16 protein-coding genes are annotated in these 15,804 nt (G+C 66.7%); 8 read left to right on the forward strand and 8 right to left on the reverse strand.

Annotated elements, in window-relative coordinates; translation table 11 throughout:
* Positions 1-78: 78 nt before the first annotated feature.
* A complete protein-coding gene (aceE, locus tag QMX96_RS21960; protein WP_210015196.1) occupies positions 79-2,751 on the reverse strand; it encodes a pyruvate dehydrogenase (acetyl-transferring), homodimeric type in 2,673 nt (890 codons plus the stop codon).
* Positions 2,752-2,882: 131 nt separating this feature from the next.
* Between aceE and QMX96_RS21965 the strand changes: the two genes are divergently transcribed.
* On the forward strand, positions 2,883-3,329 hold the full coding sequence (locus tag QMX96_RS21965; protein WP_058540700.1) for a MarR family transcriptional regulator: 447 nt from the start codon (positions 2,883-2,885) through the stop codon (positions 3,327-3,329).
* Here QMX96_RS21965 and QMX96_RS21970 read toward each other — a convergent pair.
* A complete protein-coding gene (locus QMX96_RS21970) occupies positions 3,318-4,388 on the reverse strand; it encodes a hypothetical protein (RefSeq protein WP_078480126.1) in 1,071 nt (356 codons plus the stop codon). The two genes, QMX96_RS21965 and QMX96_RS21970, sit on opposite strands and share 12 nt — an antisense overlap.
* A 101-nt stretch (positions 4,389-4,489) precedes the next feature.
* The gene (mrdA, locus tag QMX96_RS21975; RefSeq protein ID WP_196932401.1) at positions 4,490-6,382 is read right to left on the reverse strand and encodes a penicillin-binding protein 2; all 1,893 of its coding nucleotides are present in this window, start codon (positions 6,380-6,382) and stop codon (positions 4,490-4,492) included.
* 280 nt (positions 6,383-6,662) lie between these two features.
* Between mrdA and QMX96_RS21980 the strand changes: the two genes are divergently transcribed.
* From QMX96_RS21980 to QMX96_RS21995, 4 genes are all read left to right on the forward strand, one after another.
* Entirely contained in the window at positions 6,663-7,883 is a 1,221-nt protein-coding gene (locus QMX96_RS21980; RefSeq protein WP_196932402.1) for a putative DNA modification/repair radical SAM protein, read from the forward strand.
* Positions 7,880-8,725, forward strand: coding sequence for a TIGR03915 family putative DNA repair protein (locus tag QMX96_RS21985; RefSeq protein ID WP_282362404.1), 846 nt, complete (start codon positions 7,880-7,882; stop codon positions 8,723-8,725). The genes QMX96_RS21980 and QMX96_RS21985 overlap by 4 nt, the downstream gene beginning before the upstream one ends.
* Positions 8,726-8,903: 178 nt before the next feature.
* Entirely contained in the window at positions 8,904-9,434 is a 531-nt protein-coding gene (locus QMX96_RS21990; protein WP_282362406.1) for a glyoxalase superfamily protein, read from the forward strand.
* A 98-nt stretch (positions 9,435-9,532) separates the two neighbouring features.
* Positions 9,533-10,426, forward strand: coding sequence for a sterol desaturase family protein (locus QMX96_RS21995; RefSeq protein ID WP_282362407.1), 894 nt, complete (start codon positions 9,533-9,535; stop codon positions 10,424-10,426).
* Here the strand turns inward: QMX96_RS21995 and QMX96_RS22000 are convergent.
* Positions 10,409-11,029, reverse strand: a complete 621-nt coding sequence (locus QMX96_RS22000) for an AraC family transcriptional regulator (RefSeq protein WP_229589228.1) — start codon at positions 11,027-11,029, stop codon at positions 10,409-10,411. The two genes, QMX96_RS21995 and QMX96_RS22000, sit on opposite strands and share 18 nt — an antisense overlap.
* A 102-nt stretch (positions 11,030-11,131) precedes the next feature.
* Positions 11,132-11,584: an Lrp/AsnC family transcriptional regulator gene (locus tag QMX96_RS22005; RefSeq protein WP_282362408.1), complete on the reverse strand. Its 453-nt coding sequence runs from the start codon at positions 11,582-11,584 to the stop codon at positions 11,132-11,134.
* 148 nt (positions 11,585-11,732) lie between these two features.
* On the opposite strand from QMX96_RS22005, the gene QMX96_RS22010 reads away from it, so the two are divergent.
* Both QMX96_RS22010 and QMX96_RS22015 read left to right on the forward strand, forming a co-directional pair.
* Positions 11,733-12,350: a LysE family translocator gene (locus QMX96_RS22010; RefSeq protein WP_043860545.1), complete on the forward strand. Its 618-nt coding sequence runs from the start codon at positions 11,733-11,735 to the stop codon at positions 12,348-12,350.
* Positions 12,351-12,386: 36 nt separating this feature from the next.
* The gene (locus QMX96_RS22015; protein WP_054915335.1) at positions 12,387-12,869 is read left to right on the forward strand and encodes a MaoC family dehydratase; all 483 of its coding nucleotides are present in this window, start codon (positions 12,387-12,389) and stop codon (positions 12,867-12,869) included.
* A gap of 21 nt (positions 12,870-12,890) precedes the next feature.
* Here QMX96_RS22015 and QMX96_RS22020 read toward each other — a convergent pair whose 3' ends face one another.
* The gene (locus QMX96_RS22020; RefSeq protein WP_282362409.1) at positions 12,891-13,388 is read right to left on the reverse strand and encodes a hypothetical protein; all 498 of its coding nucleotides are present in this window, start codon (positions 13,386-13,388) and stop codon (positions 12,891-12,893) included.
* Positions 13,389-13,426: 38 nt separating this feature from the next.
* Complete coding sequence (locus QMX96_RS22025) at positions 13,427-13,990, reverse strand: helix-turn-helix domain-containing protein (RefSeq protein ID WP_054915334.1); 564 nt, start codon at positions 13,988-13,990, stop codon at positions 13,427-13,429.
* Between the two features lie 123 nt (positions 13,991-14,113).
* On the opposite strand from QMX96_RS22025, the gene QMX96_RS22030 reads away from it, so the two are divergent.
* Entirely contained in the window at positions 14,114-14,998 is an 885-nt protein-coding gene (locus QMX96_RS22030; protein ID WP_116054390.1) for a DMT family transporter, read from the forward strand.
* Position 14,999: 1 nt separating this feature from the next.
* Here QMX96_RS22030 and QMX96_RS22035 read toward each other — a convergent pair whose 3' ends face one another.
* Positions 15,000-15,797 carry a helix-turn-helix transcriptional regulator gene (locus QMX96_RS22035; RefSeq protein ID WP_282362411.1) on the reverse strand — a complete coding sequence of 266 codons (798 nt, stop codon included), beginning with the start codon at positions 15,795-15,797 and terminating at the stop codon, positions 15,000-15,002.
* Between the last annotated feature and the right edge of the window lie 7 nt (positions 15,798-15,804).

Consider the following 15,804-nt stretch of genomic DNA (forward strand, 5'->3'; position numbering starts at 1 on the left):
GGTCAAGCCCGCTCCCACAGGGATCTTCATGGCCTTTGTGGGAGCGGGCTTGACCCGCGATGGGTATGCCGCGATCTATCAGACTGAAGCCGGATCAACCTTGCCAGGGTCGATGCCCAGCGCTTCGATCGCGCCGGCCACCACCTCACGCTCGATCACCCCGTCCGCCGCCAGCGCATTCAGCGCCGCCAGCACGATGAACTGGCGGTCCACCTCGAAATGCCGGCGCAGCGCCTCGCGGGTGTCCGACTGGCCGAAGCCGTCGGTGCCCAACGCCACGAAACGCCTCCCGGTCACCCACGGCCGGATCTGGTCGGCATGGATCTTCATGTAGTCCGTGGCCACCACCACCGGCCCCGCATGCCCCTGCAGCAGCGTTTCGATGTATGGCGTCTTCGGCGCCTGCAGCGGGTGCAGCAGGTTCCACCGCTCCACCGCCTGCGCCTCGCGCCGCACCTCGGTCAGGCTGGTGGCGCTCCACACCTCGCTGCTGACGCCGAAATCACGCTGCAGAATATCCGCCGCCGCCAGCACCTCGTTCAGTATCGAGCCGCTGCCCATCAACTGCACATGCCGCTCGCCCTGCGGCGGTTTTTCCACCGGCAGGCGGTACAGCCCCTTGAGAATGCCTTGCTCTGCGCCTTCGGGCATGGCGGGGTGGGCGTAGTTCTCGTTGAGCACGGTGATGTAGTAGTACACGTCCTCCTGCTCGGCATACATGCGGCGCATGCCGTCCTGGATGATTACCGCCAGCTCGTAGGCATAGGTGGGGTCGTAGGAGACGCAGCAGGGCACGGTGGCCGACATCACGTGGCTGTGCCCGTCGTCATGCTGCAAGCCTTCGCCCATCAACGTGGTACGCCCGCTGGTGGCGCCCAGCAGAAACCCCCGTGCGCGCGCATCGCCCGCCGCCCACAGCAGGTCGCCCACTCGCTGGAAGCCGAACATCGAATAGAAGATGTAGAACGGCAGGGTCATCACGCCATGGTTGGCGTAGGCGGTGCTGGCGGCAATCCACGACGAGGTGGCGCCGGACTCGTTGAGCCCTTCCTGCATGATCTGGCCGTCGGTGCTCTCCTTGTAGTAGCTGAGCGTGCCGGCATCCTGCGGCGTGTACAGCTGGCCCACATGGGAGTGGATGCCGATCTGGCGGAACAGCCCCTCCATGCCGAAGGTGCGTGATTCGTCGGGCACGATCGGTACGACGAGGCGGCCGACCTGCGGGTCCTTGAGCAGGGTGCCGAGAATGCGCACGAACGCCATGGTGGTGGAGATGGCACGGTCACCGGTGCCCTTGAGCTGGCTGTCGAAGGCCTCCAGGGCCGGCACCTGCAACGGCTCGACCCTGGCCTGGCGCGCCGGCACATGCCCGCCCAGGCGATCACGGGCCACCTGCAGGTAGCGCGCATCGGCGCTGTCGGGGGCGGGCTTGAGGTAGGGGATCTCGCCGAGGCGCTCATCACTCAGGTCCAGGCCGAAGCGGTCGCGGAAGGCCTTGACCGCCTCGTCGCCCATCTTCTTCAACTGGTGGTTGATGTTCTGGCCTTCGCCGGCTTCGCCCATGCCGAAGCCCTTGACGGTCTTGGCCAGGATCACCGTTGGCCGCCCCGTGTGACGCACGGCCGCCGCGTAGGCGTTGTACACCTTGACCGGGTCGTGCCCGCCGCGAGCCAGCTTCCAGATGTCGTCATCGCTCAGGTCGCTGACCATCGCCAGCAGTTCCGGGTACTTGCCGAAGAAGTGCTCGCGGACGTAGGCGCCGTTCTGCGACTTGTAGGTCTGATACTCGCCGTCCACGCACTCCATCATGCGCTGGCGCAGGATGCCGCTGCTATCCCTGGCCAGCAGCGCATCCCAGCCGCTGCCCCACACCACCTTGATCACGTTCCAGCCGGCAGCACGGTACAGGCTCTCGAACTCCTGGATCACCTTGGCGTTGCCACGTACCGGGCCGTCCAGGCGCTGCAGGTTGCAGTTGACCACGAAGATCAGGTTGTCGAGTTTTTCGCGCCCGGCCAGCGAGATGGCCGCCAGCGACTCGGGCTGATCCATTTCGCCGTCACCGAGAAACGCCCACACCTTGCGGCCCTGGCGTGGGGTGAGGTCGCGGTCTTCGAGGTAGCGCATGAAGCGCGCCTGGTAGGCCGCGGTGATCGGCCCCAGGCCCATGGATACGGTGGGAAACTGCCAGAACTCGGGCATCAGCCGCGGGTGCGGGTAGGACGACACGCCATCGCGGTCGGTCTCGCGGCGAAAGTTGTCCAGCTGCGCCTCGCTCAGGCGCCCTTCGAGGTAGGCCCGGCCATAGATACCCGGCGCCGAGTGGCCCTGGATGTACACCATGTCGCCGGCAAACTGCGCGGTGCGCCCGCGAAAGAAATGATCGAAGCCCACGTCATACAGCACCGCCGCCGAGGCGTAGGTGGCGATATGCCCGCCCACCCCCGAATGCTTGCCGGCGCGCAGCACCATGGCCAATGCGTTCCAGCGGATATAGGCATTCAGGCGCTGCTCGGTGGCCAGGTCGCCGGGGTAGGGCAGTTCGCGCTCGGGGCCGATGGTGTTGACGTAGGGGGTGTTGACGCGGCCACGAAAGTCGCCGTGCAGCGACACGTCCAGGTCCAGCATCTGGTCGATCAGGAAGTGCGCACGCGAGCGCCCCTCCACCTCGACAACGGTGGCCAGGGACTCAAGCCATTCCTGGGTCTGCTCGGGATCTGGGTCGTTCAACAGAGGGGGCTGCTGTTGCATCGGTAATCCTCCTGCGGGGTTGTGGCGGGCAGTGCCGGCAGGCCTGCCGGGTAGTAGTTGCATTTGCAATTGATTCTAGGCATGCGCCCCGTATGATTGCAAATGCAATAACTTTGACCCGAGGAACCCTCATGGCTGCACCCACCGCTGACCTCTGGTTCAGCTTCATTCGCGCCCACCGCAACCTGATTCGCGAAATCGAACGCCGCCTGGCCGACCAGGGCCTGCCCGTGTACGCCTGGTATGACGCGCTGTGGGGCATCGAGAGCGGCCCCGATGGCTGCCGGCGCATGCACGAGCTGGCCGATGTGATGGCCATCGAGCGTTACAACCTGACCCGCCTGGTCGACCGCCTGGAGGCCGAAGGGCATGTGGTGCGCAAGAAGGTCGCGGGCGACGGGCGCGGCGCCCTGGCGTGCATCACCGACAGCGGCAAGGCGCTGCGCAAGCGCATGTGGGCGGTGTACAAGCAGGCAGTGGACGAGCTGTTTCTGAGCCAGTTCACGCCCGAGCAACAGGCGCTGTTCGCCCAGGCGCTGGAACAGTCGAGCTTCAAGGCCCGGGCGTCATTCGCCTAGGCCCAGCCGGGCCTGTGCGGCGGGTAGCGCCTGGGTGTCGAACAGGCCCTGGCCGGCCAGTGCCTGCAACGCGCTGAAGGCTATCCAGCGCCGATCCAGGCAGTTGCCCGGCGCCAGGCTGTCGGCGCCCAGTGCGGTGAAGGGCGCCGTGACATGCGGGGCAAGCTGGTCGGCGATGTGCTGGGCATAGCCGGTCACGGCGATCACCGGCGTGCTGGCCGACATCAGGCAGTACTGCAGGTAGCTCTTGCGTGGCGCGGCCTCGGGGTGCAGGCGGTTCCAGCGCGCGGCATCGTCGCTGTCACGGGCCAGGCGCGTGTAGCTGGGGCAACTCCACAACTGGCTGGCGATGCCCCAGTGCGTGTCGAGCAGCACCGCGGCGGAACGCACCTCCCGGAGCATGGCGCCGGCGCCCAGCAGGCGTACCTGGGGGCGGGCAGCGCTGGTGGGCTGCAACGGGTACATGCCCAGAAATGCATCGCTGCAATCGTCGTGTGCCGGTTCATCGGCTGCCGGCGGCTGGTCGTGCAGGGTCATGTAGTAGAAGCCGTGGCGCCCCTGTACGTACAGCTCGTCCAGCGCCGCCAGCAGGATGGCCTGGGCCTCGGCAGCGCTGGCGGGGTCGTACGGGCGGCACTGGGCGTTGGCCGACAGCCACAACGGCAGCCACGGGTGCGCGCCCTTGGGCCAGCGCGAGGCGGCCGATTCCAGGTCGTTGAACACGATGCCGCGGTGGCCGATCTGCTCGGCCAGCATCGACACGCGGGCCGAGCTCGGCGACTGGGTGAGGTAGATCAGCGGGCGTTCGCGGCTGGGCGCCTGCTGGCGAAACCAGATGCCCCAGGGGCTGACCACCTCGCTCGCGCTGTCGGCGCGATCATTGATCACCCACAGGTTGCCCGCCACGGCCGGGTCGTGCTCGATGCGGTGCACGGTCTGCAAAATCTGCAAAAGTGGCGAGTGCGACGCTGCGCCGGTCGACGGCAGGCCGGCCTCGATGCTGCGAATGCAGGCGTGGGCGGCCAGTCGGGCAGGGGGGATGGCAGGCAGTGAATCCACGGGGCAGCTCCATGATCGGTCCTTGGCAGAAGCGCAAGGGATACTGCAATCTGATTGCAAATGCAATCAGATGCTGTCGACACGATCAGGGCGCTGCGCTTTCAGGTATGGGGCACCGCGGCGGCGGCTGCGTTGCCGGCGTACTGGGGCTTGAGGTGGCCTTGTTCGTCCAGCAGGTAGGCGTCCATGATTTCCCGGACCACCGGCCCGGCCACGCGCCCACCGGCCTCGCCGTTCTCGATCATCACCGCGATGGCGATGCTCGGGTGGTCGGCGGGGGCAAAGCCCACGAACAACGCGTTGTCGCGGTGGCGCTCCAGGGTCTTGTCGCGGTTGTAGCGTTCCCCCTGCTTGATCGCCACCACCTGCGCGGTGCCGCTCTTGCCGGCGATGCGGTACTGCGCCCCGGCAGCGGCGGCGCGGGCGATGCCGCGCGGGGCGTGCATGACCATCTGCATGCCCTGGTTGACCTGGTCCCAGGCGTGGCGGTCATGCAGCACGATGTCGGGCATGGGGTTGGGGTCTACCGGCGGCTCGTCGCCGATGCTCATGGCCAGGTGCGGGCGGTGCCACACGCCCTTGCTGGCCAGCAGGCTGGTGGCCTGCGCCAGTTGCAGCGGGGTGACCTGCATGTAGCCCTGGCCGATGCCCAGGATCAGGGTTTCGCCGGGGTACCAGGCCTGGCGCCGGTTGGCGCGCTTCCAGGCGGGTGAGGGCATCAGGCCGGGTGACTCTTCGAACATGTCCAGCGAGACCTTCTGGCCCAGGCCGAATTCGCTCATGTAGTCGTGCAGGCGCTCGACCCCCAGCTTGTGCGCCAGGTCGTAGAAGTAGGTGTCGTTGGAACGCATGATGGCGCTGTACATGTCCACCCAGCCGTCGCCGCTGCGGTTCCAGTTGCGGTACTTGTGGTCGTAGTTGGGCAGCTCGTAGTAGCCGGGGTCGAACACCCGGCTGGCCGGGGTGATCACGCCGCTGTCGAGGCCGGCGATGGCCACCTCGGGCTTGATCGTCGAGCCCGGGGCGTACAGGCCGCGCAGCACGCGGTTGAACAGCGGCCGGTCGATGGAATCGCGCAGCTCGGCGTACTGCCTGAAGCTGATGCCCTTGACGAACAGGTTGGGATCGAAGCTGGGGTTGCTGACCATCGCCAGCACCTCGCCGGTGGCCGGGTCCAGCGCCACCACCGAACCACGGCGATCGCCCAGGGCCTTTTCGGCGGCCAGCTGCAGGTGCGCGTCCAGGCTCAGGGTGATGTTCTTGCCGGGCACCGGGTCGTGGTGGCGCAGCACGCGCATGATGCGGCCCTGGGCGTTGGTCTCGACCTCTTCGTAGCCCACCTGGCCGTGCAGCTGGGCCTCGTAGAAGTGCTCGATGCCGGTCTTGCCGATGGACTGGGTGCCACGGTACTCGGTGGCATCGAGGTTCTTGGCTTCTTTCTCGTTGATGCGCCCCACGTAGCCCACCGAGTGGGCAAAGTGCGCGCCCATGGGGTATTCACGAATGAACTGCGGCTCCACGTCCAGCCCCGGCAGACGGAACTGGTTGACCGCGATCAGGGCGATCTGCTCTTCGCTCAGGCCGAACATCAGCGTCACCGGCTCGAACGGCTTGCGGCCACGGCGCAGGTCCTTCTCGAAGCCCTGGCGGTCCTCCTCGCCCAGGCCCAGGATCTGCACCAGGCTGTCGAGCACCCTGGGCGTGTCGCCAGCACGCTCGCGGGTCATGGTGAGGTTGAAGCTGGGCTTGTTGTCGGCCAGCACCTCGCCGTTGCGGTCGTAGATCAGCCCGCGCTCGGGGGCGATGGGCAGCACGTGCACGCGGTTGTTCTGCGACACGGCGGCATGGTAGTCGTGCTGCACCACCTGCAGCACGTACAGCCGCCCCACCAGCACCGCCACCAGCACCAGTACCAGCAGCGCACACGCGATCAGCCTGCGGTTGACCAGGTGCGTTTCTTTCTCGTGGTCCTTGAGGGGGATAGGCTGGGGCATGTGCAGGCTCTTGCGGAAAACGGATACATCACCGGCCTGGGAGCAGGCAGTGAACGGGCGCGATGGCTTGAATGAACGGCGATCCTACGCAAGCTGCTGCGGTGCCTCAAGGCCGGTTGTCCGCAGGCGGGCGAGGGTGCGCCGAGGTTCCCCGGTTAGCGGGGTGCAGCGTTCATGAAGATTTTTTCATGAAGGCCGCAGCGGCCCGGTCGACAGGCTGCGCTTGCATGCGTGGCGAACTGCGAATACTGTATGGATAATCAGTATCGAGGTGGACCCCATGCAGCTCATCGCCAAGCTCGGCATCCTGGCCGATGCCGCCAAGTACGACGCCTCGTGCGCCAGCAGCGGCGCCCCCAAGCGCAGCTCGCGCGGTCGCGACGGCCTGGGCGCCACCGATGGCATGGGCATCTGCCACAGCTACACCCCCGACGGGCGCTGCGTGTCGCTGCTCAAGGTGCTGCTGACCAACTTCTGCCTGTACGACTGCCAGTACTGCGTCAACCGCCGCTCCAGCAACGTGCCGCGGGCACGCTTCACGCCTGAGGAGGTGGTGCGCCTGACCCTGGATTTCTACCGGCGCAACTGCATCAGCGGGCTGTTCCTCAGCTCGGGCATCATCCGCTCCGCCGACTACACCATGGAACAGTTGATTCGCGTGGCGCAGCTGCTGCGCGAAGAGCACAACTTTCGCGGCTACATCCACCTCAAGACCATCCCCGACGCCGACCCGCTGCTGATCGAGCAGGCCGGGCGGCTGGCCGACCGCCTCAGCGTGAACATCGAGCTGCCCACCGAAGCCAGCCTGCAGCGCCTGGCGCCGGAGAAGCAGGTGCGTACCATTCGCCAGGCCATGGGCACCATCCACCACGGCCAGCAGGCGGTGGCCGGTGAAGTCAACGCACCGCGCTTCACCCCTGCCGGGCAGAGCACCCAGATGATCGTGGGCGCCGATGCCACCGACGACCACACCATCCTGGGCAATGCCGAATCGCTGTACCACGGCTATGGCCTGCGGCGTGTGTACTACTCGGCGTTCAGCCCGATCCCCGACAGCCCCACCAGCGTACCCCTGGCCGCGCCGCCGCTGCTGCGCGAGCACCGCCTGTACCAGGCGGACTTTCTCATGCGCGGCTATGGCTACAAGGCCGGCGAACTGCTGGGCGGCGCGGGCAACCTGGCGCTGGACATCGACCCCAAGCTGGCCTGGGCCCTGGCCAACCGCGAGGTGTTTCCGCTGGATGTGAACCGCGCCGAGCCGGCGCTGCTGGCGCGCATTCCCGGCATCGGGCTGCGCAGCGTGCAACGCCTGGTGGCGCTGCGCCGTGAACGGCGCATTCGCTATGACGACCTGATCCAGCTGCGCTGCGTGCTGGACAAGGCGCGCCCGTTCATCGTCACCAGCGACTATCGCCCGCCCCAGTCGGAAACCCGCAGCGGCCTGCTGCGCGAACGCCTGCGCGAGCCGCAGGCACCGGTGCAGATGGGGTTGTGGGGATGATCGCGCTGGACTGCGACGAGCACTTCGACACCTGGCGCGACCAGGCCCGCGTGCTGCTGGGCCACGGCATCGACCCCACCGAGGTGGTGTGGGCCCACGGCCCGGTGCACGATCTGCTGGCGGTGCCGGCGGTGTTGCCGCAGGGCCCCGGGCCGTTTCGCACACGGGTGCCGGCCGCCTTGCTGGATCAACTTGAGCAGGCCGCCCGCTACCGTGGCGAGCAGCGCTGGAACCTGCTGTATGAAGTGCTGTGGCGCGTGGCCCATGGCGACCGCACCGCCATGCTGGCGGGCGACCGGCTGGGCAGCGAGCTGCAGCGGCGCATCAAGCAGGTCAGCCGCGAGGCCCATCACCTGCATGCCTTCGTGCGCTTCGTGCCATTGCCGGCGGCACTGGCCGAGCAACTGCAACTGGACCTGGTGGCCTTCCATGAACCGGCCCACGACATTCTGCAAAGCGCCAGCGCCCACTTTGCCGACCGGCTGGGCCGCCAGCGCTGGCTGATCGCCACGCCACGCGATGGCATCCGTTTCGATGGCAGCACCCTGGACTACCGACGGCACTGCCCCGAGCAATGGCGCCAGTGGGCCTACCACGCCGACGACCCTGGCGCCGAGCTGTGGCGCACCTACTACCGGCACACCTTCAACCCGGCACGGGTCAACCCCGATGCCATGCGCCAGCACATGCCGGGGCGCTTCTGGCGTCATCTGCCCGAAGGCCCGCTGATCGCGCGGCTGGTGGGCCAGGCGCGCCAGGGCAAGCAGCGCGACGGCCAGGCGCAGGAGGTGGGGCAGCAGGGCGGCAAGCGCATCGGGCGCGGGGATTCGCCAACGCGCTGAGGGCCGCCTTTCCATGTGCCACCCTGGCTGTGTATGATCGGCGCGGGCCGATGCTGCCCGCCGCTCGTTCCCGTTGGGAAAGGTGAAAGCATTGCAGTTACCCCTGACGCGATCATTCTCTTGAACGTCGAGGCCTGGCAACGCGAGCCCCACACTGCCTCGGCACCAGGAGCACATGATGATCTCGATCGAACAGGCCAAACAGATGGCCAAGCGTCTGCGTACCGCCCTGCAGGCGCAGAGCCCGCCGCTGACCCACTCCGGTGCGCTGGAGCTGGTGGCGCAGCAGTTGGGCTACAAGGACTGGAACACCGCCTCGGCCCTGCTTGCCCCCGCCATCCCTGCAAGCGAAGTGAGCTTCGACAAGCCTATCCCCATCCTGCGCATGTTCGACGAAGCCAAGGCGCGCGAGTTCTACCTCGACTTCCTGGGCTTCAGCGTGGAGTTCGAACACCGCTTCGAAGCCGACCTACCGCTGTACCTGGGCATCGTACGCAATGGGCTGCAACTGCACCTGTCCGAGCACCACGGCGACGCGAGCCCTGGCTCGACGGTGTTCATCCCCATGCACAACATCGAGCAATTGCGCGACGAGCTGCTTGCCAAGCGCTACGGCTATGGCCGCCCGAACATCGTCGAGCAGGGCTGGGGCAAGGTGCTTGAGGTGTACGACCCGTTCGGCAATCGCATTCGCTTCTGCCAGGGCTGACCGGCCTTTCCCCCCAGGCTGAAGATGCGCCGTTTGTTCAAGCGGCGCAGGCTGCGGCTGCACGAAACTCCAGGCTCTGACCCGCCTGGAGTTTCACGATGCGAACCCTGTACGCCCCTGTATTTTTCCTTGGATTCATCGGCTCGGCCGTGTGGCTGCTGGACGAGGGCGCAAGCCTTGGCTGGTTGCCGGTTCTGCTGTTGCTGGCGATTGGCGTGTCGCTGCTGTGCGAGCGGCTGTGGCCCTATCGCGAGCGTTGGAATGTAAGCCAGGGCGATGGCACCCGGGACGTGATTCACGCGGGGGTGAACGAGGCGCTCAACGCGGCCGGCATTGCCGCCATCCCCCTGATTGCCCTGGTGCTGCCCGATACCGGCCTGTGGCCGAGCCACTGGCCGCTGGCGCTGCAGCTGTTGCTGGCGTTGCCGGTGGCAGACCTGGGCATCACCCTGGTGCATTACGCCAGCCACCGCCTGCCGTTGCTGTGGCGCCTGCACGCCGTGCATCACAGCGTGACCCGAATGTACGGCTTCAACGGGCTGATGAAGCACCCGCTGCACCAGATGCTCGAAGCGCTGGGCGGCACCTTGCCCTTGCTGCTGTGCGGGTTGCCGCTGGATGTGGCGGCCTTGCTGGCGTTCAGCATATCCATCCAGCTGCTGTTGCAGCACAGCAACGTCGACATGCGCATCGGCTGGCTGCGCCATGTGTTTGCCTGGGCGCCGGTGCACCGGCTGCATCACCTCAAGTACGGCACCACGGGGGATGTGAACTTCGCGCTGTTCTTCAGCGTTTGGGACCGCCTGCTGGGTACCGCCTTGCACCTGCCGCACTATCACCTGGCGGACGACGACCTGGGTATCGGCGACTTCCCGGACTACCCGGTGGGCTACGGCGCGCAGTTGCGCCAACCCTTTCGCCGCGACCAGCCCGAGCATCCACCTGCCGTACTGCCCGATGCCCTGAGCCGTGCGCTAGTCCAGCAGCCTTAGGCGCAGGTGGCGCAGGGTACGGTCGGCACGGATGCCGAACTGCTGGCGCACGCTGCGTGACAGGTGGGCCGAGTCGGCAAAGCCTGCGCAGGTGGCTGCCTCGGTCAGGCTGCTACCGCCCAGTGCCAGCTGCAAGGCCACGCGCAGGCGTTGCCACAACACCAGGCGGCGCACCGACAACCCCAGTTGACCGCTGAACAGGCGCTCCAGCTGGCTGAGCGACAGCGCCGCCTCACTGGCCAGCTGCGCGGCGGGCAGGGTGTTTTCATCCAGTGCACGCACCCGTTGCAAGGCGGTGGCCAGGCGCGGATGCAAAGGGCGCCGGGGCAGGGCGCGCAAGCGTTGGTTCAGGCCCTCCAGGTCTGCGCCGGCGTCTTCGCAGAGCTGGCGCAGCACCGGCAGTTCGAAAGCCAATGGCTCGGCAAACAGCGTGATCGCCGGTTGCTCGCTGAGAATCGCATGCGGCTGGCCGGAGGCAATGAGCAGCAGCGGCCCGCACTCGACCTGGCCCTGGATCGACGCCTGCACCGGGGCAGCGCAGGCGATCAGCACCTGGTGGGCATAGTGGGCGTGGGCCTGGGTTTGCCCGACCTGCCCGGCCACCAGGCAGTAGTCGGTGGCCAGCCACAGGTCGCCTTGCCAGGGTTCGTTGGGTGCACGGTGGATAGTGGTGCTCCTGAGTGAGGGTGAAGGTGGGCGGCGAGGTTACAACGGCAAGGGCCGGTCCTGCACCACGCGCTTCATCACCAGGGTGGAGGTGAGCCGCTGCACGTTGGGCAGCGACGACAGGCTTTCATCATAGAGCCGCTGGAAGGCCGGCAGGTCCTGGGTGATCACGTGCAGCAGGTAGTCCGGCTCGCCGAACAGGCGCTGCGCATCCACCACCTGTGGCAACGTCACCAGCGCGTTCTCGAACGCCTCGACCGCCGTGCGATCGCCCTCGCGAAGGGTGACGAAGACCATGGCGGAAAAGGTCAGGCCCAGGGCAATGGGGTCCAGTTTCGCCCGATAGCCCAGCAGCACCCCCGATTCTTCCAGGGCACGCACCCGCCGGTGGCAGGGGGAGAGGCTCAATCCCACCCGCTCGGCCAGTTCGGTGATCGAAAGGCGCCCGTCTTTTTGCAGTTCGGCAAGAATGTTCCGGTCGGTGCGGTCCATCTGGAAGGATCTTCCCCTATTGGCCTATGTCGCGATTATCTTCGAAAGAAAATTCTAGCAAGATTTCATTATTGTTCCCTGCACCAATTTGCTTGTGGAGCAGGACGATGCAGCCAACCGTGTACACATCCCTGACGTGGGTAGCGCCATGACCCTGAGTGTTTTCGTGGCGTTCTGGGCGGTGTCGATGTTGTTCATCATCACGCCGGGTGCGGACTGGGCCTATGCGATATCGGCCGGGCTGAAGGGGCGGGTGGTATTGCCCGCCGTGGCCGGGCTGTTGTCGGGGCATCTGATCGCGACACTGATCGTCGCCGCCGGGGTGGGCACGCTGGTGGCGGGGCATCCGTTTGCGCTGTCGGTGCTGACGGTGGCCGGGGCCGGGTACCTGCTATGGTTGGGCATCGGCATGCTGAGGCACCCGACTGTGCCCCAGGCGGACCAGGTGCAGGTAGCCGGTGCGTGGCAGCGCTGGGCGGTGAAGGGCCTGTGTGTGAGCGGCCTGAACCCCAAGGTGTTCCTGCTGTTTCTGGCATTGCTGCCACAGTTCACCGACGCCACGGCGCCGTGGCCGGTACCGCTGCAGATCGTGGCGCTGGGGCTGGTGCATGCGCTCAGCTGCGGGGTGATCTACCTGCTGGTGGGCTTTGGTTCGCAGGCCGTGCTGGGCGCGCGGCCTGCGGCGGCGCTGTGGGTCAGCCGGGTGTCGGGGGCGGCGATGGTCATCATCGCGCTGGTGCTGCTGGGCGGGCAGCTACCCAGGTAGGCAGAATGTACGCGGCAATCGAACAGGGGGAGTGCCATGAAGAGCTTGAGAGCACGGGCCGTACAGGGCCTGGAGGTGGGGGCGCAACTGAGCGTGACCCGGTGCTTCACCGATGAGGACATCCGCTGCTTTGCGCAGCTTTCGCGGGACTACAACCCCGTGCACTACGATGCCGCCTCGGCCGAACTGCGCAGGTTCAGGTCGATCATCTCCCATGGCCTGCTGACGGCCAGCCTGGTGACCGAGATCGGCGGGCAGATCGGCTGGCTGGCGACCAGCATGAGCTTCGAGTTCAAGCGGCCGGTGTATGCCGGCGATGCAATCACCTGCCACTGGCTGATCGTGGACAAGGACGAGCGCGGGCATGCGCGGGCGCAGTTGAGCATCGTCAACGCGCAGGGCGAAACCGTGCTGGAAGGCATGACCACCGGGGTGTTGCCGAACGCAGCGGCGCGTGAACGCATGGCGCAGCTGTTGGCCGAGGGCGACCCCGGCAACCTGGCTGCGGCAGGTGCCTAGGGCGCCGGCACGCGGCAGGGTTCAATTGCGAAAGTACAGCTCGTCCAGCTGGCGCCGACGGATCGCCACGTACTGCTCCCACACCTTGGGGAACTCCGCCTCGCTGATGAACGGGAAGGTGAGGTACACGAATCGCCCCTTCACCTGAATGTACTGGCGTGCACGCTGGAAGGCCGGCTGCTCGGTCAATGCGATGCTCTCGTCGTAGCCGTCGTGGTAGTGACGAATATCCACCCGGTGCGGGGCAAGCATGCCGCGGGCAAAGTCGATCACCCAGCCGGTGCCCACCGAGGTGCTCAGGTAACCGTAGACGCCATCCTCCGACAGCTGCAGGCACGCCTTGGCCTGCGTGCCGTCGTCATCGTTCACCAGCACGATCTGGTCGTTGAAGTACTGGATGGATTGCCCCTGCGGCCCGTGCAGCACCAGGTTCCAGCCTTCGGCATCCATGCGGAACTCGCCCTGGTTGGCAAACTCGGCGATCCATCCGTTTGACAGCTCGATTCTGTGGTTGGTCATGGGGGTGGGGGTCCTGAGGGATAGGGCAGGCAGTTGCTTCAGCTGTGCTCGATCAGCATGACAGCAACGGTATCGGGCTCCAAGGCTTCGAACACATGGGGCTGGTTGGCCGGGTAGCGCAGGTAGTCGCCGGCATGCAACAGCACCGGTGCACTGGCCGGGCCTGCGCTGGCGGCCCCCTGGCACACGAATACATGCTCGAAAGTGCCCGCCGGGTGCGCCTGGGAATGGTGCGGCTGCCCGGGCTGGGCATGCACGCGGTACAGGTCCCGGCGTATGCCGGGCGGGCAGTCGGCGAGCAGGGTCGCCGCGTAGTCGGCGTCGTCTGCCTTGAGCGCCGCACCTTCGCCTGCGCGAATCACCGTGACCGTCTGCGCCGGCTGCTCGAAGAACCGCGTGACCTGAATGCCCAGTGCCGTGGCCAGCGCCCACAGGGTCTCGATGCTGGGGTTGCCAAGGCCGGACTCCAGCTGCGACAGCGTGGATTTGGCCACGCCGGCGCGGCGCGCCAGATCGCTGACGGACATCCCCGACTGCAAGCGCTCGCGCCTGATGGCCTGGGCCAGAATCATGATCGGCGCATCGTTCGATATAATGGTCATTTGTTCGTTATGAGTTGACTGGGAGAGAGGGCGGCGGACATTATGGCACCCACTCGTTCGTTTTGATGGATTTTGTTCGATGACACAGCCTTCTGTTTTTACCTCGACGGGACACCGCGCGCCATGAATGCACGTTCACGCGGCACCCTCGAAATGGTCACCGCCATGTGCATTTCTGGCACTGTCGGCTGGTTCGTGGTGCAGTCGGGCCAGTCGCCTTCGTCGATGGTGTTCTGGCGCTGCCTGTTCGGCGCCGCCGTGATGGCCCTGGCGTGCTGGGCGCTGGGGGTGTTTGGCACGCTGCGCCCGACGCGCGCGCAGTGGGGGTGGATGCTGCTGGGTGGCGTTGCGCTGGCCTGCAACTGGCTGCTGCTGTTCAGCGCCTACAGCCAGGCCTCCATCGCGGTGGCCACGGTGGTCTACCACACGCAACCCTTCATGCTGGTGGGGCTGGGCGTGCTGCTGTTCGGCGAGCGAATTTCGGCCAGTGGTGCTGGCTGGTTGGGCCTGGCGTTTGTCGGCATGCTGCTGATTGTGACGGCCAAGACGGGGGCGGCCGGGGAAAACTACCTGATGGGTGTGATGCTCGCGCTGGCGTCGGCCTTGCTGTACGCGATTGCGGCGATCATCGCCAAGCGCCTGCAGGGCGTGCCGCCGCACCTGATCGTGCTGGTGCAGCTGCTGGTGGGCGCGGCCATGCTCTGGCCCTGGGCGCAGGTGCCGGACATGACCGCGCAGCCCCAGGCCTGGGCCTACCTGCTGACCATTGGCGCGGTGCATACCGGGCTGATGTCGACCCTGCTGTACGGCGCCATCCAGAAACTGCCCACGGCGCTGATCGGCGCCCTGTCGTTTCTGTACCCGGCGGTGGCCATCCTGGTCGACTGGCTGGCCTTCGATCACCCCCTCAGCGCGCTGCAGGCAGCCGGGGCGCTGGCCATATTGCTGGCGGCGGCCGGCATGAACCTGGGCTGGCGCTTGGGCCCAAAGCCGGCCCTGAATACCTGAGTTAGACCACCGCGTGCCCTGGGCCGCACTGGTCGAGCGTGGCCAGGTAAACACTGGGCGGGGCGCCCAATTGACGGTGGAACATGCTGGAAAAGGCGCTGGGGCTGTCGTAGCCCAGCTCCAGCGCGACCCGTGTGACCGAGGCGCCGGCCGCCAGGCGGGTGACGGCAGCCATCAGGCAGGCCTGCTGGCGCCAGGTGCCGAATGAAAGCCCGGTTTGCTGGCGGAACAGGCGGCTGAAGGTTCTTGCACTGCAATGCAGGGCACTTGCCCAGGACTCGGCGCTGGTGTCGATGCGGGGTTGGCGCAGGAAGTTGTGACATAGTTCGGCCAGCCGCGGGTCGTTTGGCAAGGGTGCGAACAGCGCCAGGCTCGGCGCGCTGCGCAGCTCGTGCAGTACCAACTGAATCAGATGCCCGTCGCGACCGTGTGTTTCATACAGTGCGGGTACGTGCGCCGTGGCCAGCAACAGGTGGTGGAGCAGGGGCGAGACCACCAGGGCCTGGCACTGCGAGGTATCACGCACCGGCTGCGCCGGCTCTATGTACAGGCTGCGGGTGCTCACCCCGCGCATCAGCACCTGGTGCGGCTTGCCGGCGGGTATCCACACCCCGCTACCGGGCGGAATCACCCAGCTGCCGTCCTGGGTTTGGACCTCCATCAGGCCACTCATGCCATACAGAAACTGTGCGCGCCGATGCACATGGGTGGGCAGCAGTGTGTCGGGCGGGTAGTCGGTACCGATGGCGAGCACCGGGCGGGCGACGGCGTCGACGCTGGCGAGCGGAATATTGAGCATGTGAAGC

Source organism: Pseudomonas sp. PS01300 (assembly GCF_029960155.1).
Classification (GTDB): Bacteria; Pseudomonadota; Gammaproteobacteria; order Pseudomonadales; family Pseudomonadaceae; genus Aquipseudomonas; species Aquipseudomonas palmensis.